A 23144-nucleotide genomic window follows, 5' to 3' on the forward strand; every position below is an offset into this window, starting at 1 on the left:
GCGTTGACACTTGGCGACACCCGGGCCGTGTGAGATTTGGAAATATCATGTAACCTCGGATTACAGGCCCTGGCCTGCTGGTACCTTCATCCAGGGGTCAAGTGAGTCATTATAACGAGCGGCTCGCCGCCAGGATCAGTCGGGGGCATGATCTAGATGCGATTCGGGGCATCCGGTAAAGGGCTTGTCGGGGTCGATATCACCTCGGCCACGGTCAAGCTCATCGAACTCAAGCGGGTCGGGGCCGGCTATCAGGTCGAGAGCTATGCCGTCCGTCCGCTGCGCGAAGGGGCTGTCGTCGAGCGGCGGATACGTGACATGGGCGAGGTGGTCGATGCCCTCAAGCGCGCGGTGGATCACGCCCGGCCCTCCAGCGCCAGGGCGTCGGTGGCAGTGCCGGCCAGTGCGGCAATTACCAAGACCCTCACCTTACCCGCCTCCCTCGCCGATGACGAGATCGAGACGCGAATTCAACTCGACTCGGACAAGCATATCCCCTTTCCGTTCAGCGAGGTGGCCTTCGACTTCCAGCGCCTCGGGCTCAACGCCCGCTATGGCGATCAGCAGGACGTGCTGCTGGTCGCCTGTCGCAACCAGGACGTCGGGCAGCTGACCGAGGCGCTGCGCCAGGCCGGCCTCACCCCGGCCGCGGTAGACGTGGAGACCTTTGCCATGGAGCGGGCCTTCACCGAGTTGGGATCGCAGTTGCCGCCGGCGGCCGGCCAGGAAGACTGCGTGGCGCTGGTGGATATCGGCGCCAACATGAACGCCTTCCATGTGCTGCGCAACGGGCGCATCACCTACAGCCGCGATACCGTCTTCGGGGGGCGGGCCCTCACCGAGGAGATTCGCGACCGCTATGGCCTTAGCCTGGAAGAGGCCGGGTTGGCCAAGAAGCGGGGCGGCCTGCCGGAGGACTACCAGCGCAGCGTGCTGGATCCCTTCCTCGACACCCTGGTACAGCAGGTGGGGCGCTCGCTGCAACTCTACTACACCGCCGGGCGCAAGCACGAGGTGCGCCGCATGATCCTGGCGGGGGGGACCAGCGTGCTGCCCGGCCTGGCCGATCGACTCGCCGAGGAGAGCGGCATGGAGGTGGTGATCGCCAACCCCTTCCGGCGCATGAAGGTGAATCCGCGAATCGATGTCCAGACCCTGGCCGGTGATGCCCCGGCCATGCTGACGGCCTGCGGCCTGGCGATGAGGGTGCGCTCATGACCATCGAGATCAACCTGCTGCCCTGGCGCGAAGAACAGCGCCAGAAACGCAGCAAGCGATTCTACATGGCGCTGCTGCTGGTTGCCCTGGTGGGGCTGGGGGCCGGCTACGGCATGACCTGGCACTACGATCAGCAGCTCGCGGCCCAGCGGGAGCGCCATGCGCTGATCCGCGAGCGGACCGTCGAGCTGGATCGTGATATCCGGGCGGTCAGCGAGTACGAGCAACAGATCGCCACGCTCAAGCGCCGCATCGAGGTCTTTCAGCGTCTCCAGGCCGAGCGGCCGCAGACCGTGCATGTCTTCAATGCGCTGGCCAAGAGCCTCGAAGCGGGGGTGCATTACGCGAGCCTCGCCCGTCAGGGCGATTCGCTGCGGCTCAGTGGCCTGGCGGAGGACAACCGGCGGGTCTCCGACCAGCTGCGCGCCCTCGAGGCCTCGCCGGTCTTCGATGTGCCGGTACTGTCCGAGGTGGAGTCCGCCGAGGACAATCGACGCTTCAACCTGAGTGTCAACCAGCACATGCCCGGGGCGGCGGTGAAGGAGGTGGCGCAATGAACCTGTCTACGGAATTCCGCCGCCTGCGGGACCTCGACTGGGGCGAGCTGGACATCAAGGAATCCGGCGGCTGGCCCTTCCTGCTGCAGCTGATCTGCTGCGTGCTGGTGCTGGGGCTCACCTTTGCCGGGATGTACTGGTACCTGGCGGCTCCCAAGGCCGAGGAACTCAAGCAGGCCCGCCAGCAGGAAGAGCAGCTGCTGAGGGATTTCCGCAGCAAGGCGGCCCAGGCGGCGAACCTGCCCGCCCTGCGCGAGCAGGTCGAGGAACTCGACGGCCGCCTGGCGACGCTGGTGGCGATGCTGCCCGGCGGGCCGGAGATACCGTCGCTGATCGACGACATCAGCGAGACAGCCATCGACAACCAGCTGACCATCGACTTCATCCGCTTGCGCAGCCCGGTCACCCAGGAGTTCTATGTCGAGCGGCCCTTCGACATCCGCGTGCGCGGCGACTACCACCGCATCGGCTCCTTCATCGCGGGTGTCGCCGATCTGCCACGCATCGTCACCCAGCACGATTTCGAGCTCAAGCCGACGGACAGCAGCCGTCTGGAGCTGTCGATGCTGGCCCGGACCTATAGCTATCAGCCGCCGGAGGCGTCGCCCGAGGAGGAGGGGTCGCAATGAGGAACTGGTTGCGCATGGGGGGCGCATTGCCCGTGGCGCTCGTCCTGAGTGCCTGTGGTGACCCCGATCTCACCGGGCTCGAGCGGGAACTCGCCGAGCTGCGTGCCGACCCGGGAGCGCTGACCCTCGAGCCGCTGCCGCCGATGCCGGTCTACCGCTCGGTGGACTATCGCTTCGCCGATGCCCGCAGCCCCTTCCAGGCGCGCTTGCCCGAGAGCCGTGAGCTGCCGGCTGGGGATGTCGACCTGGCGCCGGACATGGCACGCCCCAAGGATCCCCTCGAGGCCTACCACCTCGACGACCTGGCCCTGGTGGGGACCTTGATGGTCGGCGGGCAACCCTCCGCGCTGGTCCGGGCGCCGACCGGCAACGTGCACCGCTTGCGGGTCGGTGACCACATGGGCTCGGATTTCGGGCGCATCGTGGGTATCACGCAGGCCTCGGTGCAGCTGGTGGAGATCGTGCCCACCGGCCGGGGAGGATGGATCGAGCGCAGTACGCTGCTGACGCTGGATGGCTAGATAATAACGCGCCGCCCCGACCGGGACGGATAAGCGGTACGCAGTAGGGGAGAGGGGAACCATGAAACCGATGACACGCGCGCTTGCGGTGCTGGCCATGCTGGCGATATCCACCGCCGCCATGGCGGCATCCACGCTCACCAGCCTCGATTTCCGCCAGGGGGGCGGCGGGGCCCTCGAGGTGGATCTCGACTTCAGCGGGCCGGTCCCCGAAGTGCGTGGCTATCGCCTCGACGATCCCCCGCGGTTGACCATCGACCTGATGGAGACGTCCAGCGGCCTGGAACGTCGTCGCCAGGAACTGGGGATCGGCGGCGTCGAGCGGGTCACCGCCCTGGAGGCCGGTTCGCGGACGCGGCTGGTCTTCGACCTCACGGGGCCGCTGCCCTACGACACCGCCCAGCTCGGCAACCGCCTGCGGCTATCCATCGGCGGCGGGGTCGCCGCGGCGAGCCCGTCTGCCGAGGCGTCCGCGTCCCCCCGTGATGCAACCGGGCCGAGCGTCGAGGATATCGATTTCCGCCGCGGCGACGACGGCGCGGGTCGCCTGGTGGTCACCTTCGACCGGGCGGGCGTGGATGCCCGGGTCCGCGAGAGTGGGCGGTCCAGCATCGTGGCCCGCCTGCAGGGCGTGACCCTGCCGGCCTCCCTGAACCAGGTCTATGACGTCAGTGACTTCGGCACGCCCCTCAAGCGGATCACTCCCCGCCTGGGTCGGGACGGCGTCACCCTGGAGATCGAGGGCAGCGGTGACTTCGCCATGCTCTCCACCCAGACCGGGCGCCAGCTGACTATCTCGGCCCAGCCGGTGACGCCGGCGGAGCGTGAGGAGCAGGTGCGCGAGCAGTTCCCCTACACCGGCGAGCGCATCACCCTCAACTTCCAGGACATCGAGGTGCGTTCGGTGCTGGCGATCATCGCCGACTTCACCGGCCTCAACCTGGTGGCCAGTGACAGCGTCACCGGCCGCGTCACCCTCAACCTCGAGGATGTGCCCTGGGATCAGGCCCTCGACCTGGTGCTCAAGAGCCATGGCCTGGCCAGTCGCCAGGAAGGCAACGTCATCGTGGTGGCGCCGGCCGCGGAGCTGGCCCAGCTCGAGCGCCAGGAGCTGGAGGCCCAGGAGCAGCTCGAGACCCTGGCGCCGCTGGAGACCGAGTATATCCAGGTCAAGTACGCCAAGGCCGGCGACCTGGCGGCGCTGCTGCGCAGCGACACCGGCTTCGGGCTGCTCACCGAGCGGGGCCGGGTCGCCGTGGACGTGCGCACCAATACCCTGCTGGTGCAGGACACCGCCGAGCAGATCGCTGCCATCCTCCAGACCCTGGAGCAGCTGGACGTGGCGGTGCGCCAGGTGCAGATCGAGGCGCGGATCGTCATCGCCCGGGACAGCGCCACCCGCGAGCTGGGGGTGAACTGGGGGCTTTCTGCCGCGGACACCCCCGCCATTCACCATGGTGGCAGTGACATTGACCTGGGTGGGGCGGCGACCGGTAGTGTGCCCGATGGCGGGCTGTCCGTGGATCTGGGGAGCGCCGTGAATCCTTCCACCGCCTTCAGCTTCGGCTACCTGTCCGGCGATATCCTGCTCGACCTGGAGCTGCGGGCACTGGAGAGCGAGGGCAAGAGCCAGACCATCTCCCAGCCGCGGGTAATCACCGCCAACCAGAGCACGGCGCTGATCAAGCAGGGCACCGAGATCCCCTACCAGGAGTCGACCTCCAGCGGGGCGACCAACGTCGAGTTCAAGGAAGCCGTGCTGTCCCTGGAGGTGACACCACAGATCACCCCGGACAACCGCATCATCATGGACCTGGTGATCAACAACGACACGGTGGCTGATCAGACCTTCGGCGGGGCGCCCGCTATCGACACCAACGAGATCACCACCCAGGTGCTGGTGGAGAACGGCGAGACCGTGGTGCTGGGCGGAATTCTCACCACCGAGCAGGTGCGCAGCCTGTTCAAGACGCCCTTCCTGGGCGACCTGCCGGTGCTCGGAAATCTCTTCCGCTATACCGAGGACACCAACGATAAGGTAGAGTTGCTGGTATTCATCACGCCCCGAATACTGGATGACAACCTGGCGATTCGCTGATGCCGGCACTACCCAATCTGATATTGATCGGCCCCATGGGGGCCGGAAAGAGCACCATCGGCCGCCTCCTGGCGGCCGAGCTGTCACGTGAGTTCCTCGACAGTGACCATGAGATCCAGGCCCGCTGCGGCGCCGATATCCCATGGATCTTCGACGTGGAGGGCGAGGCGGGCTTTCGCGATCGCGAGACGCAGATGATCCGCGAGCTGGCCAGGCTCGACAACGTGGTGATTGCCACCGGTGGCGGTGCCGTGCTGCGGGAGGAGAATCGGCGCGTACTGCGTGACTGCGGCACCGTCGTCTATCTCTATACCACCGTGGAGCAGCAGCTGCGGCGTACCGCCAAGGATCGCAACCGCCCGCTGCTGCAGCGCGACGATCGCGAGCAGGTGTTGCGCGAGATGTTCGTCCAGCGCGACCCGCTGTACCGGGCCACGGCCGATATCATCGTGCGCACCGACCGCCGCGGCCCCCGGGCCGTGGTCAACGAGATCGTGCGCCGCGTGCAGCGCCTGATCGACCCCCTTCAGTGCAAGGCCTGAGACCCATGACACAACCGGACGATGCCCTGAGTACCCTGCGGGTGGCGCTGGGCGAGCGCAGCTATCCCATCCACATCGGCCCGGGGCTGTTGGGCGATCCCCAGTGGCTGACGCCCCACCTGGCCGGCCGCCAGGTGATGGTGGTGACCAACGAGACGGTGGCGCCCCTCTACCTGTCGCGCCTGCGGCAGGGGCTTGGCGACGACCTCGACGTGCGTGAGCTGGTGCTGCCGGATGGCGAGGCCACCAAGACCCTGGCCAGCGTCGAGCGCATCTGGGATGCCCTGCTCGAGGCAGGGTTCAACCGCCGCTGCACGCTGGTGGCCCTGGGAGGCGGGGTGATCGGCGACATGGTCGGCTTCGCGGCGGCCTGCTACCAGCGCGGCGTGGCCTTCGTGCAGGTGCCGACCACCCTGCTGTCCCAGGTGGATTCCTCGGTGGGCGGGAAGACCGGGGTGAACCACCCGCGGGGCAAGAACATGATCGGCGCCTTCTGGCAGCCGCGGGCGGTGCTGATCGACACCGACACCCTGGCGACACTGCCGCCCCGGGAACTGTCCGCCGGCCTTGCCGAGGTGATCAAGTACGGCCTGATTCGCGATCCTGGCTTCCTGGGCTGGCTGGAGACCCACATGGCAGCGCTGCGCGGGCTCGAGGCCGCGGCGCTGACCCGGGCCATCGAGCGCAGCTGCAGCCTCAAGGCCGAGATCGTCGCCGAGGACGAGACCGAGCAGGGGGTGAGGGCGCTGCTCAATCTGGGCCATACCTTCGGCCACGCCATCGAGGCGCACCAGGGCTATGGGCGCTGGCTGCATGGCGAGGCCGTCGGCACCGGCATGCTGATGGCCGCCGAGCTGTCGCAGCGTCTGGGGTGGCTCGGCGACGCGGATGTGGCGCGGGTCCGGGCAATCCTTGCGGCGGCGGCGCTGCCCCTGGAGGCCCCCGCCGACATGGCTTCCCGGGACTTCCTGGCGGTCATGCGCCTCGACAAGAAGAACCTCGACGACCGCCTCCGCCTGATCCTGCTGCGCCGTCTCGGCGAGGCCTGCATCCATGACCAGACGCCTCCCGAATGCCTGGCCGCCCTGCTCGAGGGCTTCCCGCGCCGCTGACCCGCGCCGCCTGCCTGTATCGACGCCCGCTGCCCAGCGGGCGTCGTCGTTTTCGGGCCCCTGTCGAGGTCGTCGAGGCGGCTGAGCTTAATCAACCCGCATGCCTTATGCAGTATCGGTATGGGGGTTGGGCGCCATATTGGACTAAAGTCTAGTGAATGTCGGGCAGGCATGAAACGCTCGTATTGATCTCCTGCAACTCGTTGAGTTGACGGGTTTTTTTGCTTTTCTTTGATTGCAAGTCACGGATTTGTCGATGGTTTTGCGGAGCGGGGCAGGGGAGGGGCGTTGCGTGGTGACGGCCAGGCTGGCTATGCTGTCCAGCCTTTTGCCATGCAGTCTTGATGTCTCGGAATCGGCATCGTGAAAGAAGAAAAACATTATAAAATATCACATGAAACTGCATAAAAACACCCTTATCAGCTGAGGCACGCCCATGAACAGAGGTCTCCATCAACCCGGCGAGTTTCGGGACAACTGCGGGTTCGGCCTGATCGCCCACATGGAGGGGCAGGCCAGCCACGACCTGCTGCAGACCGCCATCGAGTCCCTGACCTGCATGACTCACCGCGGGGGCATCGCCGCCGACGGCAAGACCGGCGACGGCTGCGGCCTGCTGCTGAAGATGCCCGGCGGCTTCATGCGTGACATCGCCAAGGAATCCCTCGGGGTCGAGCTCGGCGAGCGTTTCGCCGTGGGCAGCATCTTCCTGCCCGACGACGATGCCCGGGAGGCACGGGGGCGCGAGACCCTCGAGAGCGAGCTCGAGGCCCGTGGCCTCAAGGTGCTGGGGTGGCGCGAGGTGCCGGTGGATCCCGGCGTCTGCGGCCCCATGGCCCTGGACTGCCTGCCGCGCATCCGACAGCTCTTCGTCGAGCCCGGCGCGGCGACCGGCGACACCTTCGACGTCGACCTGTTCATGGCCCGGCGCCGCGCCGAGCAGGCCCTGCGCGACGACGAGGACTTCTATGTCTGCTCGCTGTCCACCGAGGTCGTCTCCTACAAGGGGCTGGTGATGCCGGTGGACCTGCCGGCCTTCTACCGGGACCTGGGTGACGCGCGCCTGGAGACCGCCATCTGCGTCTTCCACCAGCGCTTCTCCACCAACACCGCGCCGCGCTGGCCGCTGGCCCAGCCGTTCCGCCTGATGGCCCATAACGGCGAGATCAACACCATCGAGGCCAACCGCGGCTGGGCCAACTCGCGCAAGGAAAACTTCGTCAGCGAGCGCCTGCCCGACATCGCCGAGCTCGACGAGATCGTCAACACCACCGGCTCCGACTCCTCGAGCATGGACAATATGCTTGAGGTGCTGCTCACCGGTGGCATGGACCTGCACCGCGCGGTGCGCATGATGGTGCCGCCGGCCTGGCAGAACGTCGAGATCATGGACGGTGACCTGCGCGCCTTCTACGAGTACAACTCCATGCACGTGGAGCCCTGGGACGGCCCGGCCGGGGTGGTCATGACCGACGGTCGCCAGGCCGTCTGCATGCTCGACCGCAACGGCCTGCGCCCGGCGCGCTGGGTGATCACCAGGAACGGCTACATCACCCTGGCCTCGGAGATCGGTACCTACGACTACCGGCCCGAGGACGTTGTCGCCAAGGGCCGCGTCGGCCCCGGCCAGATCCTGGCCGTGGACACCGAGACCGGCGAGGTGCTGCATACCACCGACATCGACGAGCGACTCAAGTCCGCCTACCCCTACAAGCGCTGGCTCAAGCAGGAGGCCAACTACCTCGAGTCGGCGCTCACCGAGCTGGCACGCTTCCAGAACATGGATGCCGAGGCACTGGCCGTGCAGCAGAAGATGTTCCAGGTCAGCTTCGAGGAGCGCGACCAGGTGCTGCGTCCGCTGGCCGAGAGCGGCCAGGAGGCGGTGGGCTCGATGGGCGACGACACCCCCATGGCGGTGCTCTCCGGCAAGCATCGGCTGCTGACCGACTACTTCCGCCAGAAGTTTGCTCAGGTCACCAACCCGGCCATCGATCCGCTGCGCGAGGCGATCGTGATGTCGCTGGAAACCTGCATCGGTGCCGAGCGCAACGTCTTCAAGGCGACCCCGGGGCATGCCCACCGCATCATCCTGACCACGCCGGTGCTGTCGCCGCGCAAGTTCACTGCCCTGGTCACCCAGGACGACCCGGCCTTCGTCAGCCACACCCTGTCGCTGGGCTATGATCCCGAGGTGGTCGGCTTGCAGGGCGCCCTCCAGGCGCTGTGTGGCGAGGCCGAGCAGGCCGCGCGCGACGGCAAGGTGATCCTGGTGCTCTCCGATGCTCAGCTCGAGCGGCAGCAGGTGCCGATCCATGCCGCCCTGGCCGTGGGGGCCGTGCATCATCACCTGGGCCGCCTGGCCCTGCGTCCCCGGATCAACATCGTGGTGGAGACCGGCTATGCCCGGGATGCCCACCAGATGGCGGTGCTGTTCGGGGTGGGAGCCACCGCGGTCTATCCCTGGCTGGCCTATCAGGTCATGGCCGACATGCACCGCACCGGCGAGCTGGTCGGCAACCCGGCGGATGCCCGCGAGAACTACCGCAAGGGCCTACAGAAGGGGCTGTTCAAGATCCTCTCCAAGATGGGCATCTCGACGCTTGCTTCCTACCGCGGTTCGCAGCTGTTCGAGGCCGTGGGGCTGGCCGCCGAGGTCATGGAGCTGTGCTTCACCGGCATGGCCTCACGCATCGAGGGGACCGGTTTCAGTGAGCTGCAGCTGCAGCAGGAGCTGCTGGCCAAGGACGCCTGGAAGCCACGCAAGAGCATCTCCCATGGCGGCCTGATGAAGTACGTGCACGGCCACGAATACCACGCCTACAACCCGGACGTGGTCAAGGCCCTCCAGGAGGCCGTGCAGGAAGGCGATTACGCCAAGTGGAAGAGGTTCGCGGCCCTGGTCAACGACCGTGATCCGGCGACCATTCGTGACCTGCTCAGGCTCAAGCCTGCCGAGACGGCGCTGCCGCTTTCCGAGGTGGAGCCGGTGGAGAGCCTGATCCCGCGTTTCGACAGCGCCGGCATGTCGCTGGGCGCCTTGTCGCCGGAGGCCCACGAGGCCCTGGCCCAGGCCATGAACGAGGCCGGTGGGCGCTCGAACTCCGGCGAGGGCGGCGAGGATCCGGCCCGCTACGGCACCATCCGCAGCTCCAAGATCAAGCAGATCGCTTCCGGCCGCTTCGGCGTCACCCCGGCCTACCTGGCCAACGCCGAGGTGCTGCAGATCAAGGTGGCCCAGGGCGCCAAGCCCGGCGAGGGCGGCCAGCTGCCCGGCGGCAAGGTCAACGAGCTGATCGCCCGGTTGCGCTACTCGGTGCCCGGCGTGACCCTGATCTCGCCGCCGCCGCACCACGACATCTATTCCATCGAGGACCTGGCGCAGCTGATCTTCGACCTCAAGCAGGTCAACCCGGACGCCCAGGTCTCGGTGAAGCTGGTCTCCGAGCCCGGCATCGGCACCATCGCCACCGGGGTGGCCAAGGCCTATGCCGACCTGATCACCGTGTCCGGCTACGATGGCGGTACCGCCGCAAGCCCGCTGACCTCGATCAAGCACGCCGGCAGTCCCTGGGAGCTGGGCCTGCCCGAGGTCCACCAGGCGCTGCGGCTCAACGGCCTGCGCGACAAGATCCGCCTGCAGACCGACGGTGGCCTGAAGACCGGCCTCGACGTGATCAAGGCCGCGATTCTCGGCGCCGAGAGCTTCGGCTTCGGTACCGCCCCGATGGTGGCGTTGGGCTGCAAGTACCTGCGCATCTGCCATCTCAACAACTGCGCCACCGGCGTGGCCACCCAGCACCAGTTCCTGCGCGACGAGCACTTCCGCGGCACCGTGGACATGGTCAAGCACTACTTCCGCTTCATCGCCGAGGAGGTGCGCGAGTTGATGGCCATGCTCGGCGTACGCCAGCTGACCGACCTGATCGGGCGCACCGACCTGCTCGAGGTGATCGAGGGGGGGACCGAGTCCCAGCGCAAGCTCGACCTGTCGCCGTTGATGACCAACGACTTCGTGCCGGCCGAGGCGCCACAGTTCTGCGGTGTCAGTCGCAACGTGCCCCACGACCCGGGCGCCAAGAACCAGGAGGTGCTGGAGGCGCTCAAGACGGCCATCGAGGAGAAATCGGGCGGCGAGTTCGACTTCGTCATCACCAACTGCGACCGCTCCGTCGGTGCCCTGGCCTCCGGCGTGATCGCCAAGCGTTACGGTGAGGCCGGCCTCGAAGAGGCACCAGTCACTGCCCGCTTCCGCGGCGTGGCGGGCCAGAGCTTCGGGGTGTGGAACGCCCGTGGTCTGCAGCTCTACCTCGAGGGTGATGCCAACGACTACGTGGGCAAGGGCATGAACGGTGGCAAGGTGGTGATCGTGCCGCCCCGAGAGAGCGCCTTCGAGAGCCACAAGACGGCGATCATCGGCAACACCTGCCTATACGGCGCCACCGGCGGCAAGCTGTTCGCCGCCGGCACCGCCGGCGAGCGCTTCGGGGTGCGCAACTCCGGCGCCCATGCGGTGATCGAGGGGGCCGGAGACCACTGCTGCGAATACATGACCGGCGGCCTGGTCGCCGTGCTCGGCGAGACCGGTGTCAACTTCGGGGCGGGCATGACCGGGGGCTTCGCCTACGTGCTCGACGAGGACCGCACCTTCGTCGACAGGTATAACCATGAACTGGTGGAAATCCACCGCGTCAACACCGAGGCCATGGAGGCCCATCGGCGACACCTGCGGGAGATCATCGAGGAATACGTCGCGGAGACCGGCTCCCAACGCGGACGCGACATCCTCGAGGACTTCAGCGACTTCATCCGCCACTTCTGGCTGGTGAAGCCCAAGGCAGCGAGCCTCGCCGGCCTGCTTGCCGAATCCCGTCGGCGTCCCGAGTAAGCCCGCAGAGAGGAGCACAGACATGGCCAACCGTTTGAGCAACGATTTCCAGTTCATCGACGTGGGTCGCCAGGACCCCGAGAAGAAGCCGGCCCGCACCCGGGCGCGCCAGTTCGCCGAGATCTACGAGCCGTTCAAGCCCCAGGAGGCAGCCAGCCAGGCGCATCGCTGCCTGCACTGTGGCAACCCCTACTGCGAGTGGAAGTGCCCGGTCCACAACTACATCCCCAACTGGCTGCAGCTGGTCAGCGAGGGCAATATCCTGGAGGCCGCCGAGCTCTCCCACCGCACCAACTCGCTGCCCGAGGTGTGCGGCCGGGTCTGCCCCCAGGACCGCCTCTGCGAGGGTGACTGCACCCTCAACGACGGCTTCGGGGCGGTGACCATCGGCTCGGTGGAGAAGTACATCACCGATACCGCCTTCGCCATGGGCTGGCGTCCGGACATGTCCGGCGTCACCTGGACCGACAAGCGTGTGGCGATCATCGGCGCCGGCCCGGCGGGGCTCGGCTGCGCCGACATCCTGGTGCGCAACGGCGTCAAGCCGGTGGTGTTCGACAAGTACCCCGAAATCGGCGGCCTGCTGACCTTCGGCATTCCCGAGTTCAAGCTCGAGAAGACCGTCATGGAACGGCGCCGGGCGGTGTTCGAGGAGATGGGCGTCGAGTTCTGCCTGGGCGTGGAGATCGGCCGCGACATGCCCTTCGACACGCTGCTCGAGGAGTATGATGCCGTCTTCCTCGGCATGGGCACCTACAAGTACATGGAAGGTGGCTTCCCCGGCGAGGACCTGCCGGGGGTGCACAAGGCGCTCGACTACCTGATCGCCAACGTCAACCACTGCCTGGGCTTCGAGGAGGACCCGGCGGACTATGTCTCCCTGGCAGGCAGGCGGGTCGTGGTACTGGGCGGCGGCGACACCGCCATGGACTGCAACCGCACCGCCATCCGCCAGGGCGCCAGCGCGGTCACCTGCGCCTATCGTCGCGACGAGGAGAACATGCCCGGGTCGCGCAAGGAGGTGGTCAACGCCCGCGAGGAGGGGGTCGAGTTCCTCTTCAACCGCCAGCCCGTGGCGGTGGTCGGCGAGGACGGCGTCGAGGGCGTCAAGGTGGTGCGCACGCGCCTCGGCGAGCCCGACGAGAATGGTCGCCAGCGTCCCGAGGTGGTGCCCGGCTCCGAGGAAGTGGTGCCCGCCGATGCCGTGGTCATTGCCTTCGGCTTCCAGCCGAGCCCGGCGCCTTGGTTCGAGACCGTGGGCATCGACGTCGACGAGCGCGGCCGGGTCAAGGCGCCGGAGCACGGCGCCCACGCCTTCCAGACCACCAACGAGAAGATCTTCGCCGGGGGGGACATGGTGCGCGGCTCCGACCTGGTGGTCACCGCGGTCTACGAAGGGCGCCAGGCCGGCGAGGGCATCCTCGACTACCTGGAGGTGTAAGCCACGGGCTCAGGGCCTCGAGCAGGGTGGCGTTATCGTCCTGCTCGACGCTCGAAGCGAGCGGCGCCGGGGACAGTTCGTGGAGGGGGCTTTGGCCATGGATAGGGCGGATGCCGCCGAACGGGCCGGCCCAGCAGGCCAGAGTGCCGCAGGGCAGGGCACAGGCCCCCTCGATGGTCCGGCACACCGGGACCCGTCGTCGGGACTCCCCTCCATGATCCTGTCTGGCGCTCAAATTGAGCCATTGGTCGTATTCTGCTACGCTGTCGTCCCATCCTGGCGCGGCTTCCTGCCGGGCCTACCGATCACGTTTCGACAGGTTCTCCATGACACGATATATCTTCGTGACCGGCGGCGTTGTGTCCTCTCTCGGCAAGGGCATCGCGTCGGCTTCGCTGGCGGCGATTCTCGAGGCTCGGGGCCTCAAGGTCACCATGCTCAAGCTCGATCCCTACATCAACGTGGATCCGGGCACCATGAGTCCCTTCCAGCACGGCGAGGTGTTCGTCACCGAGGATGGGGCCGAGACCGACCTGGACCTCGGGCACTACGAGCGCTTCATCCGCACGAAGATGACCCAGGCCAACAACTTCACCACCGGGCGGGTCTACGAGCACGTGCTGCGCAAGGAGCGCCGCGGCGACTACCTGGGCGGTACCGTGCAGGTGATTCCGCATATCACCGACGAGATCAAGCGCCGTGTCTACGAGGGCGGCAAGGGCGCCGACGTGGCCCTGGTCGAGATCGGCGGCACGGTGGGCGATATCGAGTCGCTGCCCTTCCTCGAATCGATCCGTCAGATTCGCAGCGAGCTGGGCGCCAGCCGGGCAATCTTCATGCACCTCACCCTCGTGCCCTATATCAAGACCGCCGGGGAGACGAAGACCAAGCCCACCCAGCACAGCGTCAAGGAGCTGCGCTCCATCGGCATCCAGCCGGACATCCTGATCTGTCGCAGCGAGGTGGAGCTGGAGGAAAGCGAGCGGCGCAAGATCGCGCTGTTCACTAACGTCGAGGAGCGCGCGGTTATCCCGCTGCAGGACGCCGACACCATCTACCGCATCCCGCTGATGCTCCACGAGCACGGCCTGGATGAGTTCGTCTGCGACAAGCTGCGCCTGGAGGCCGACGAGGCCGATCTGACCGAGTGGATCCGTGTGCTCGATGCCAAGCTCAACCCGCTCAAGTCGATCAACATCGCCATGGTCGGCAAGTACATGGAGCTGCTCGACGCCTACAAGTCGCTCAACGAGGCGCTGGTGCACGCCGGCATCCAGAGTCGGGTCAAGGTCAACATCGACTACATCGACTCCGAGGACATCGAGCGTCATGGCCCGGAACGCCTGGCCGGCAAGGACGCCATCCTGGTGCCCGGTGGCTTCGGCGAGCGCGGCGTGGAAGGCAAGATCGCCACGGCTCGCTTCGCCCGGGAGAACAAGATCCCCTACCTGGGCATCTGCCTGGGAATGCAGGTGGCAGTCATCGAGTTCGCCCGAAACAAGGCCGGCTGGGGCGATGCCAACTCCACCGAGTTCACCCATGACACCCAGCACCCGGTGGTCGGCCTGATCACCGAGTGGCTCAACCCGGAAGGCAAGATCGAGCTGCGCGACGAGGCCTCCGACCTCGGTGGCACCATGCGCCTGGGCGGCCAGGTGTGTCGCCTGGCGCCGGGCTCGAAGGCCCGCGAGGCCTACGGCGACGACGAGATCGTCGAGCGCCACCGCCACCGCTTCGAGGTCAACAACCAGTTCGTCGAGGGCCTCGAGAAGGCCGGCCTGGTGGTCTCCGGGCGCAGCGTCGACAACTCCCTGGTGGAGATGGTCGAACTGGCCGACCATCCCTGGTACGTCGCCTGCCAGTTCCACCCGGAGTTCACCTCGACCCCCCGTGACGGCCATGCGCTGTTCACCGGCTTCGTCAACGCGGCCCTGGAGCACAAGGCGGTGCGCACCCGTGCCCAGACCGCCGCCCCGCAGGAGTGAGGTCGATGACCGCCCCCGAATGCCATATCGACGTTGCCGGCCTGCCGGTCGGCAACGCCCTGCCGCTGACCCTGTTCGGCGGCATGAACGTGCTGGAATCCCGTGAGCTCGCCCTCGAGGTCGCCGAGGCCTATGTCGAGGTCACCGGGCGCCTGGGCATGCCCTACGTGTTCAAGGCGAGTTTCGACAAGGCCAATCGCAGCTCCATCCACTCCTTCCGGGGGCCGGGCATCGAGCAGGGCCTGGAGATCCTGGCCGAGGTGAAGGCGCGCTTCGGCGTGCCGGTCATCACCGATGTCCACGAGCCCTGGCAAGCCAAGCCCGTCGCCGAGGTGGCCGACGTCATCCAGCTGCCGGCCTTCCTTGCTCGCCAGACCGACCTGGTGGTGGCCATAGCTGCCACCGGGGCGGTGATCAACATCAAGAAACCGCAGTTCCTGGCCCCTCACGAGATGCGCCATATCCTGCGCAAGTGCGAGGAGGCCGGCAACGATCGGCTGATCCTCTGCGAGCGCGGCACCAGCTTCGGCTACAACAACCTGGTCGTGGACATGCTCGGCTTCGGTGACATGAAGCAGACCGGCTACCCGCTGCTGTTCGACGTCACCCATGCCCTGCAGCGCCCGGGCGGCCGGGCCGACAGCGCCGATGGGCGTCGCGCCCAGGTTGCCGAGCTGGCCCGGGCCGGTGTCGCCGTGGGGCTGGCCGGCCTGTTCCTGGAGGCGCACCCGGACCCGGACAATGCCAAGTGCGATGGCCCCTGTGCGCTGCCCTTGGACAAGCTCGAGCCCTTCCTGGCCCAGCTCAAGGCCCTGGACGACCTGGTGAAGGGATTCACACCGCTCGAGATTGCCTGATTTTCCTCCAACGCTGACTCGCTAAGGACGACACAACATGACCAAGATCGTCGATATCCGCGCCCTCGAGGTGCTCGACTCCCGCGGCAACCCCACCGTCCAGGCCGACGTGCGCCTGGAGAGCGGTGCCACCGGCTCCGCCTGTGCCCCGAGCGGGGCGTCTACCGGTTCCCGTGAGGCTCTCGAGCTGCGTGACGGCGACAAGTCCCGCTACCTGGGCAAGGGCGTGTTGAAGGCCGTCGACGCCGTCAACGGAACCATCCGCGAGCGCCTGGTCGGCATGGATGCGCGTGACCAGCGTGGCCTGGACAACGCCATGCTCGAGCTCGACGGAACCGACAACAAGGCCAAGTTGGGCGCCAACGCCATCCTCGCCGTGTCCCTGGCCGCCGCCAAGGCCGCTTCCGCCGCCAAGGGCATGCCGCTCTATGCCTATGTCGCCGAGCTCTACGGCCAGCCGGGACAGTACCGCATGCCGGTGCCGATGATGAACATCCTCAACGGCGGCGAGCATGCCGACAACAATGTCGATATCCAGGAGTTCATGATCCAGCCGGTGGGGGCGCCGAGCTTCCGCGAGGGCCTGCGCATGGGCGCCGAAATCTTCCATGCCCTGAAAAAGGTGCTGTCTGCGCGCGGCCTGTCCACTTCCGTGGGCGACGAGGGCGGCTTTGCGCCGGACCTGGCCTCCAACGCCGAGGCCCTGGCGGTGATCAAGCAGGCGGTGAGTGATGCCGGCTATACCCTCGGCTCCGACATCACCCTGGCGCTGGATTGCGCCTCCTCGGAGTTCTACCAGGACGGCCAGTACAACCTGGCGGGCGAGGGCAAGAGCTTCGATGCCGCCGGCTTCGCCGACTACCTGGTCGAGCTGTGTGACCAGTACCCGATCGTCTCCATCGAGGACGGCATGGACGAGTCCGACTGGGATGGCTGGAAGGCGCTGACCGACAAGCTCGGTGACCGCGTGCAACTGGTCGGCGACGACCTCTTCGTCACCAATACACGGATCCTCAAGCGTGGCATCGACGAGCAGATCGGCAATTCCATCCTGATCAAGTTCAATCAGATCGGTTCGCTCTCCGAGACCCTGGATGCGATCCGCATGGCCCAGGATGCCGGTTTCACCGCGGTGATCTCCCACCGCAGCGGCGAGACCGAGGACACCACCATTGCCGACCTGGCGGTGGGTACCGCCGCCGGTCAGATCAAGACCGGCTCGCTGTGCCGCTCCGACCGCGTGGCCAAGTACAACCGCCTGCTGGTGATCGAGGAGGATCTCGGCGAGCGGGTGGACTACCCGGGACGTGCGGCGATCAAGGGACAATAAGCGAACACTGTTGTCTTTGTCGGCGTGATTTGTAGGAGATCGCCTACAAAACGACGACGACATCGACCATAGTTAGCTTGAGAAAGGCCGATGCCCTGGCGTCGGCCTTTTTTTATCCCCTTGATAATAAAGGATTTTATAGAGGGCTGGCGTGACGCGCTGAGGGGCGTGAATGACGAGGGCATGGTTGAGAAGTCGCCAGGTCCTGCCACAATGAACTCGGGATCAGGGAGAGCGGAGTCTCTCCCGGCAGGATGCCACGGGATGCAGTCTCGAGTGCGCGCGGTGTGACAGGACGTCGCCTCCGCGCAGGGATGCCACTCAAGGAGATCGAGCGGACGGAGCCGCTCAAGGACGGCTAGGAGCGGGCGGCCTGCGGGTCGCCCTTTTTGCCTGGTGTTCTCCGCCACTGTCATGGCAAGACGACGACGCCGAATGTCGAGAGACATTCGGCGTCGTCGTGTCCAAGGAGAAGGGCGGGGTCAGCGCTCCAGGTGCTCGAGCTTGCCGGGCTTGCCGTCCCACTCTTCGGCGTCGGCCGGCGGGTCCTTCTTCTCGGAAATATTCGGCCACACCTCCGAGAGCTCGGCATTGATCTCGATGAACTGTTCCTGACCCTCGGGCAACTCGTCCTCGGAGAAGATTGCCTCGGCCGGGCATTCGGGCTCGCACAGCGCGCAATCGATGCACTCATCGGGGTGAATCACCAGAAAGTTGGGACCCTCGTAGAAGCAGTCCACCGGGCAGACCTCGACACAGTCGGTGTACTTGCACTTGATGCAGTTCTCGGTGACGACGAATGTCATGTCAGTCTCCCTTCCTCGGGGCCGGGGCGCGCCGCGGCCGATCGGTCTTGAATGTTGAGTTTTCGGTTATAAAAACGGCTGCTTTTATAATATGTAGAACTTGGCCGAACCATTCTAGTCGGCTCGCCCCGCCTCCCGCAAGCGACCCCCGCGCGGTCACAGGCTCTCCTGCCAGCGGTAGAGCCACTCCAGCGCCTGGCGCGGGGTAACATCGTCCAGGCTGAGGCCGGCAAGGCTTTCCACCAGGGGGTGCGGCGCGCTGGCGAAGAGGTCGGCCTGCTGGGGCGCGGGCCCATCCTCCGGGGCGCGCGATGCCGCGCTGCGCTGGCCCTGGTCGATCTCCTGCTGCTCCAGATGGGTGAGCTTCTCCCGCGCCCGGCTGATCACCCCCTGGGGCACGCCGGCGAGCTGGGCCACCTGGAGACCATAGCTCTGACTGGCCGGGCCGTCCTCCACCCGGTGCATGAAAACGATGCCGTCGCGGTGTTCCGCCGCCGTCAGGTGGACGTTGGCCACCCCGGGCGCCTGATCCGCCAGGGCCGTCATCTCGAAGTAGTGGGTGGCGAACAGTGTGAAGGCGCGGCTGCGGGTCAGGTGCTCGGCGCTGGCCCAGGCCAGGGACAGGCCGTCGAAGGTCGAGGTCCCGCGGCCGATCTCGTCCATCAGCACCAGGCTGTGGTCGGTGGCGTTGTGCAGGATGTTGGCGGTCTCGGTCATCTCCACCATGAAGGTGGAGCGGCCGCCGGCCAGGTCGTCTGAGGAGCCGATGCGCGTGAAGATGCGATCCACCGGGCCGATCGTGGCTTCGTCGGCGGGCACGAAGCTGCCGGTATGGGCGAGCAGGGTGATCAGCGCCGCCTGGCGCATGTAGGTCGACTTGCCGCCCATGTTGGGACCGGTGATCACCAGCATGCGGCGCTCGTCGTCCATGTGCAGGTCGTTGGGCACGAAGGGGGCGTCGCTGACCCGCTCGACCACCGGGTGGCGACCGCCGCGGATGGCCAGGCCGGGGGCCTCGGGCAGCGTCGGGCGCACGAAGTCCAGGGCCCGGGAGCGCTCGGCGAACGCGGCCAGCACGTCCAGGGCGGCCAGGGCGCGGGCGCTGGCCTGCAGGGCGCCGAGCTCGGCGTTGAGCTCGTCCAGCAGGCTCTCGTAGAGCAGCTTCTCCCGGGCCAGGGCCCGGGACTTGGCCGACAGGGCCTTGTCCTCGAACTCCTTGAGCTCGGGGATGATGAAGCGCTCGGCGTTCTTGAGGGTCTGGCGGCGGATATAGTCCACCGGGGCGTCGCGGGCCTGGGCGCGGGGGATCTCGATGTAGTAGCCGTGGACCCGGTTGTAGCCCACCTTGAGACCGGGCAGGCCGGTCCGCTCGCGCTCCCGGGTCTCCAGTTGCACCAGGTAGTCGCCGGCGTGCTCGGCCAGGCCGCGGTGCTCGTCGAGTTCGGCGTCGAAGCCCTCGGCGATCACCCCGCCGTCGCGGATCACCACCGGCGGGTTCTCCACCAGGGCCCGGGCCAGGGTGTCGGCGAGGGTGGGGTAGGGACGGATATGGCGCTTCAGCTCGTCCAGGGCGGTGCCGTCCGCGTAGTCGGCCAGTTCGCCCTGGAGGTCGGGCAGGGCGGCCAGGGCATCGCGCAGGCGCGCCAGGTCACGGGGACGGGCACTGTAGAGGGCGACCCGGGCGAGGATACGCTCCACGTCACCGATGGCCTTGAGCGAGTCGCGCAGCGGCTCGAAGCCGTCCCGGTCGAGCAGGGCGGCCACCGCCGCCTGGCGTCCGCCCACCTGGGCGCGGTCGCGCAGCGGGCGGTTGAGCCAGCGCTTGAGCAGTCGCGAGCCCATGGCGGTGGCGGTGGTGTCGAGCACGCTGGCCAGGGTGTTGTCCGTGCCGCCGGCGAGGTTGATGTCGATTTCCAGGTTACGCCGGCTGGCGGCATCGATCACCACAGCGTCATCCCGGCTCTCCACGCCGATGGCGGTGACGTGGGGCAGGCGCGAGCGCTGGGTGTCCCGGGCATAGTCGATCAGCACCCCGGCGGCGGTGAGCGCCGCCTCGAGATGGGCGCAGCCGAAGCCGCGCAGGTCCTGGACCGCGAACTGGTCGCACAGGGTACGGATGGCGGACTCGAGGTCGAACAGCCAGTCGCTCTGGCGGCGCAGGCCGCGGCGCTCCTCGAGGACGGGGGGCAGGGCGAGGCTCTCGGGGAGCAGCAGCTCGGCCGGGTCCAGGCGCGTCAGCTCGGCGAGCATCTCGGCCTCGCCCTCGACCTCCAGCACGCTGAAGCGCCCGCTGGACAGCTCCAGCCAGGCCAGGCCCCAGCGTTCGCCGACGGGATGGGCCGCCACCACCAGGTTGTCGCGGCGCGCATCCAGCAGGGCCTCGTCGTAGAGGGTGCCGGGGGTGACGATGCGCACGACCTTGCGCTCTACCGGCCCCTTGCTGGTCGCCGGATCGCCCATCTGCTCGCAGATGGCCACCGATTCGCCGGCCTGGACGAGCCGGGCGAGGTAGCCCTCGGCGCTGTGGTAGGGCACGCCGGCCATGGGGATCGGCTGGCCCGCCGACTGGCCGCGTTGGGTCAGGGTGATGTCGAGCAGGGCGGCGGCGCGCTTGGCATCCTCGAAGAACAGCTCGTAGAAGTCGCCCATGCGGTAGAAGAGCAGCACCTCCGGATGCTCGCGCTTGATCTTCAGGTACTGTGCCATCATCGGCGTGTGCTGGGCGCTGACCTGTGACATGGGTTTCCTTGGACGTCCTGTGGTGAGGGTGGCGATATGCGCGGAGACCGGCGTCGAGCACGCCATGCATGTCTCGGGCAAAGCCAGTATTCTACGCCCAAGGGCGGTCGACGTCAGGCCGCCGCGTGCGGATCACCATCGCCAGGGAGGGAGGCCATGACCTCGACCGCCGAGGACCTCGAACGACGCGACACGCGGTACCTCGCTGAACGGCTCGGCGAGTGCTGTCGGACCAGGGGCGTCACCGTCACCGCCGCAGAGTCCTGCACCGGTGGCGGAGTGGCCAGTGCCATCACCGCAGTGGCCGGCAGTTCCGACTATTTCGAGACTGGCTACGTGACCTATGCCAATGGCGCCAAGGCCCGCCTGCTGGGAGTGTCGACGTCGCTGCTCGAAGAACACGGCGCGGTCAGCCGCGAGGTGGTCGAAGCCATGGTGGCCGGCGCCTGCCGGGACAGCGGTGCCGGGCTGGCCGTGGCCGTCAGCGGCGTGGCGGGCCCCGGCGGCGGCAGTCCCGACAAGCCGGTGGGCACGGTCTGGCTGGCCTGGGGCTCGGCGAGCCGGGTCCGAGCCGAGTGCCGGCATTTCCCCGGGGACCGCCAGGCCGTGCGCGAGCAGGCCGTGAAGGCCGCCCTGGCCGGGTTGATCCTGTCCCTGGCGGACGACCGGCCCGACACGGTCGTGGGCAGCAGATGAGGCTGGCCGAGCGCCGCGTTTTTCGTCATACTACTGTGCAGTCATACAGTGCTTTTCGACAGGGGCCACGAGCCCGTCGCCGCCATTCCCGCTTTCGTCATGCCGTCCTCGACGGCGACCGCTTAGGAGATCCTTCATGGCTCAGGACGACAACCGTTCCAAGGCGCTGAGCGCCGCGCTTTCCCAGATCGAGCGCCAGTTCGGCAAGGGCACCGTGATGCGCCTGGGCGACACCCCGCGCGTGGTGATGCCGTCGGTATCCACCGGCTCGCTGGGCCTGGATATCGCGCTGGGCATCGGCGGCCTGCCCTATGGCCGCGTGGTGGAGATCTTCGGCCCCGAGTCCTCGGGCAAGACTACCCTGACCCTGTCGGTAATCGCCGAGGCTCAGAAGCAGGGCAAGACCTGCGCCTTTATCGACGCCGAGCACGCCCTGGACCCGAGCTATGCCGAGAAGCTCGGCGTCAACCTCGACGACCTGCTGGTCTCCCAACCCGACACCGGCGAGCAGGCGCTCGAGATCTGCGACATGCTGGTGCGCTCCGGCGGCGTCGACGTGATCATCATCGACTCCGTGGCGGCGCTGACCCCGCGGGCCGAGATCGAGGGCGAGATGGGGGATTCCCACGTCGGCCTCCAGGCACGGCTGATGTCCCAGGCCCTGCGCAAGATCACCGGCCACATCAAGAACGCCAACTGCATGGTGGTCTTCATCAACCAGATCCGCATGAAGATCGGCGTGATGTTCGGCAGTCCCGAGACCACCACCGGCGGCAACGCCCTGAAATTCTACTCCAGCGTGCGCCTCGACATCCGTCGTACCGGCTCGGTGAAGCAGGGTGACGAGGTCACCGGCAACGAGACCCGGGTCAAGGTCGTCAAGAACAAGGTGGCGCCGCCGTTCCGCCAGGCCGAGTTCCAGATCCTCTACGGCAAGGGCATCTACCACGCCGGCGAGGTGGTCGACCTGGGGGTGCAGTGCGGCCTGGTCGACAAGGCCGGCGCCTGGTACAGCTACCAGGGCAACAAGATCGGCCAGGGCAAGGCCAATGCCGCCCAGTTCCTCGAGGACAACCCGGCGGTGATGGAGGAGATCGAGAGCCAGATCCGCGCCCAGCTGCTTGCCACGCCCGAGCCCAAGGAGGAGGCGGCCGAGGCCACCGCCGGCGAACGCGACGACGACCTGCTCTAAGCCATGCGCGCGCCGCCTGCCGCCGATACCCCCCCCCGGGATGACGCCATCCGCCTGTTGGCTCGGCGGGAGTACGCCCGGGGCGAGCTGCACGAGCGCCTTGCCGCCAGGGGGCACGCGGCCGGCGAGATCGAGGCCTGCCTCGACGCCCTGGTCGAGCAGGGACTACAGAGTGATGCGCGCTTTGCCGAGAGCTTCCTGCGCGCCCGGGTGGTCCGCGGCCAGGGCCCGCTGAAGATCCGCGCCGAACTCGGTCGGCGAGGCGTCGACGACGACACCGCCCGGGCGGCCTTCCGTGAGGCCGAGGGCGAGGTCGACTGGTTTCGCCTGGCTGCCGAGGTCCTGGCGCGGCGCTTTCCCGGTCCCGGCGAGGGGCCACGAGAGCGCGCCCGCCGCGAGCGTTTCCTGGCCGGTCGCGGCTTCGACTTCGACCAGCTCAGGCACGCCCTCGCACACGCCTGGGACGAGGCCTGACTCCCCCCGACAGCCTTCCGCCCTTTAGTCGCTTGACGACTGCGCTATAATGGTCCCCTTTG

17 protein-coding genes are annotated in these 23144 nt (G+C 67.4%); 15 read left to right on the forward strand and 2 right to left on the reverse strand.

Features of this window, described 5'->3' with window-relative positions; all coding sequences use genetic code 11:
* The first annotated feature begins 156 nt into the window (after window positions 1-156).
* The 12 genes from pilM (at window position 157) to eno (ending at window position 17175) form a co-directional block, all read left to right on the forward strand.
* Window positions 157-1218 carry a type IV pilus assembly protein PilM gene (pilM, locus tag EKG36_RS11015; RefSeq protein ID WP_126484006.1) on the forward strand — a complete coding sequence of 354 codons (1062 nt, stop codon included), beginning with the start codon at window positions 157-159 and terminating at the stop codon, window positions 1216-1218.
* Window positions 1215-1775 (forward strand): PilN domain-containing protein, encoded by a 561-nt coding sequence (locus EKG36_RS11020; protein ID WP_126484008.1) that lies wholly within the window; start codon window positions 1215-1217, stop codon window positions 1773-1775. Before pilM ends, EKG36_RS11020 begins: the two co-directional genes overlap by 4 nt.
* The gene (locus EKG36_RS11025; RefSeq protein WP_126484010.1) at window positions 1772-2404 is read left to right on the forward strand and encodes a type IV pilus inner membrane component PilO; all 633 of its coding nucleotides are present in this window, start codon (window positions 1772-1774) and stop codon (window positions 2402-2404) included. The genes EKG36_RS11020 and EKG36_RS11025 overlap by 4 nt, the downstream gene beginning before the upstream one ends.
* Window positions 2401-2925: a pilus assembly protein PilP gene (locus EKG36_RS11030; protein WP_126484012.1), complete on the forward strand. Its 525-nt coding sequence runs from the start codon at window positions 2401-2403 to the stop codon at window positions 2923-2925. Before EKG36_RS11025 ends, EKG36_RS11030 begins: the two co-directional genes overlap by 4 nt.
* 70 nt (window positions 2926-2995) lie before the next feature.
* Window positions 2996-5023, forward strand: coding sequence for a type IV pilus secretin PilQ (locus EKG36_RS11035; RefSeq protein ID WP_126484060.1), 2028 nt, complete (start codon window positions 2996-2998; stop codon window positions 5021-5023).
* On the forward strand, window positions 5023-5565 hold the full coding sequence (gene aroK / locus EKG36_RS11040) for a shikimate kinase AroK (protein WP_126484014.1): 543 nt from the start codon (window positions 5023-5025) through the stop codon (window positions 5563-5565). The genes EKG36_RS11035 and aroK overlap by 1 nt, the downstream gene beginning before the upstream one ends.
* Window positions 5566-5570: 5 nt before the next feature.
* Window positions 5571-6677 (forward strand): 3-dehydroquinate synthase, encoded by a 1107-nt coding sequence (gene aroB, locus EKG36_RS11045; RefSeq protein WP_126484016.1) that lies wholly within the window; start codon window positions 5571-5573, stop codon window positions 6675-6677.
* Between the two features lie 436 nt (window positions 6678-7113).
* On the forward strand, window positions 7114-11562 hold the full coding sequence (gene gltB / locus EKG36_RS11050) for a glutamate synthase large subunit (protein ID WP_126484018.1): 4449 nt from the start codon (window positions 7114-7116) through the stop codon (window positions 11560-11562).
* Between the two features lie 22 nt (window positions 11563-11584).
* Window positions 11585-13003: an FAD-dependent oxidoreductase gene (locus EKG36_RS11055; RefSeq protein WP_126484020.1), complete on the forward strand. Its 1419-nt coding sequence runs from the start codon at window positions 11585-11587 to the stop codon at window positions 13001-13003.
* A 326-nt stretch (window positions 13004-13329) separates the two neighbouring features.
* Entirely contained in the window at window positions 13330-14988 is a 1659-nt protein-coding gene (locus EKG36_RS11060) for a CTP synthase (protein WP_126484022.1), read from the forward strand.
* A 5-nt stretch (window positions 14989-14993) separates the two neighbouring features.
* Window positions 14994-15845, forward strand: coding sequence for a 3-deoxy-8-phosphooctulonate synthase (gene kdsA / locus EKG36_RS11065; RefSeq protein ID WP_126484024.1), 852 nt, complete (start codon window positions 14994-14996; stop codon window positions 15843-15845).
* A 37-nt stretch (window positions 15846-15882) separates the two neighbouring features.
* A complete protein-coding gene (gene eno / locus EKG36_RS11070; protein ID WP_126484026.1) occupies window positions 15883-17175 on the forward strand; it encodes a phosphopyruvate hydratase in 1293 nt (430 codons plus the stop codon).
* A gap of 482 nt (window positions 17176-17657) precedes the next feature.
* Here the strand turns inward: eno and fdxA are convergent, their stop codons facing one another.
* Together fdxA and mutS are read right to left on the reverse strand one after the other, a co-directional pair.
* A complete protein-coding gene (fdxA, locus tag EKG36_RS11075) occupies window positions 17658-17981 on the reverse strand; it encodes a ferredoxin FdxA (protein ID WP_126484028.1) in 324 nt (107 codons plus the stop codon).
* 156 nt (window positions 17982-18137) lie between these two features.
* A complete protein-coding gene (gene mutS / locus EKG36_RS11080; RefSeq protein WP_126484030.1) occupies window positions 18138-20720 on the reverse strand; it encodes a DNA mismatch repair protein MutS in 2583 nt (860 codons plus the stop codon).
* 156 nt (window positions 20721-20876) lie between these two features.
* Here mutS and EKG36_RS11085 point away from each other — a divergent pair, with 156 nt between their 5' ends.
* The 3 genes from EKG36_RS11085 to EKG36_RS11095 all read left to right on the forward strand — a co-directional run bounded on the left by EKG36_RS11085 (window position 20877) and on the right by EKG36_RS11095 (window position 23082).
* Window positions 20877-21416 carry a CinA family protein gene (locus tag EKG36_RS11085; RefSeq protein WP_126484032.1) on the forward strand — a complete coding sequence of 180 codons (540 nt, stop codon included), beginning with the start codon at window positions 20877-20879 and terminating at the stop codon, window positions 21414-21416.
* 136 nt (window positions 21417-21552) lie between these two features.
* Window positions 21553-22608, forward strand: a complete 1056-nt coding sequence (gene recA / locus EKG36_RS11090; protein WP_126484034.1) for a recombinase RecA — start codon at window positions 21553-21555, stop codon at window positions 22606-22608.
* Window positions 22609-22611: 3 nt separating this feature from the next.
* Window positions 22612-23082 (forward strand): regulatory protein RecX, encoded by a 471-nt coding sequence (locus tag EKG36_RS11095; protein WP_126484036.1) that lies wholly within the window; start codon window positions 22612-22614, stop codon window positions 23080-23082.
* The last annotated feature ends 62 nt before the right edge of the window (window positions 23083-23144 follow it).

This window comes from Halomonas nitroreducens (assembly GCF_003966155.1).
Taxonomy (GTDB): domain Bacteria; phylum Pseudomonadota; class Gammaproteobacteria; order Pseudomonadales; family Halomonadaceae; genus Halomonas; species Halomonas nitroreducens.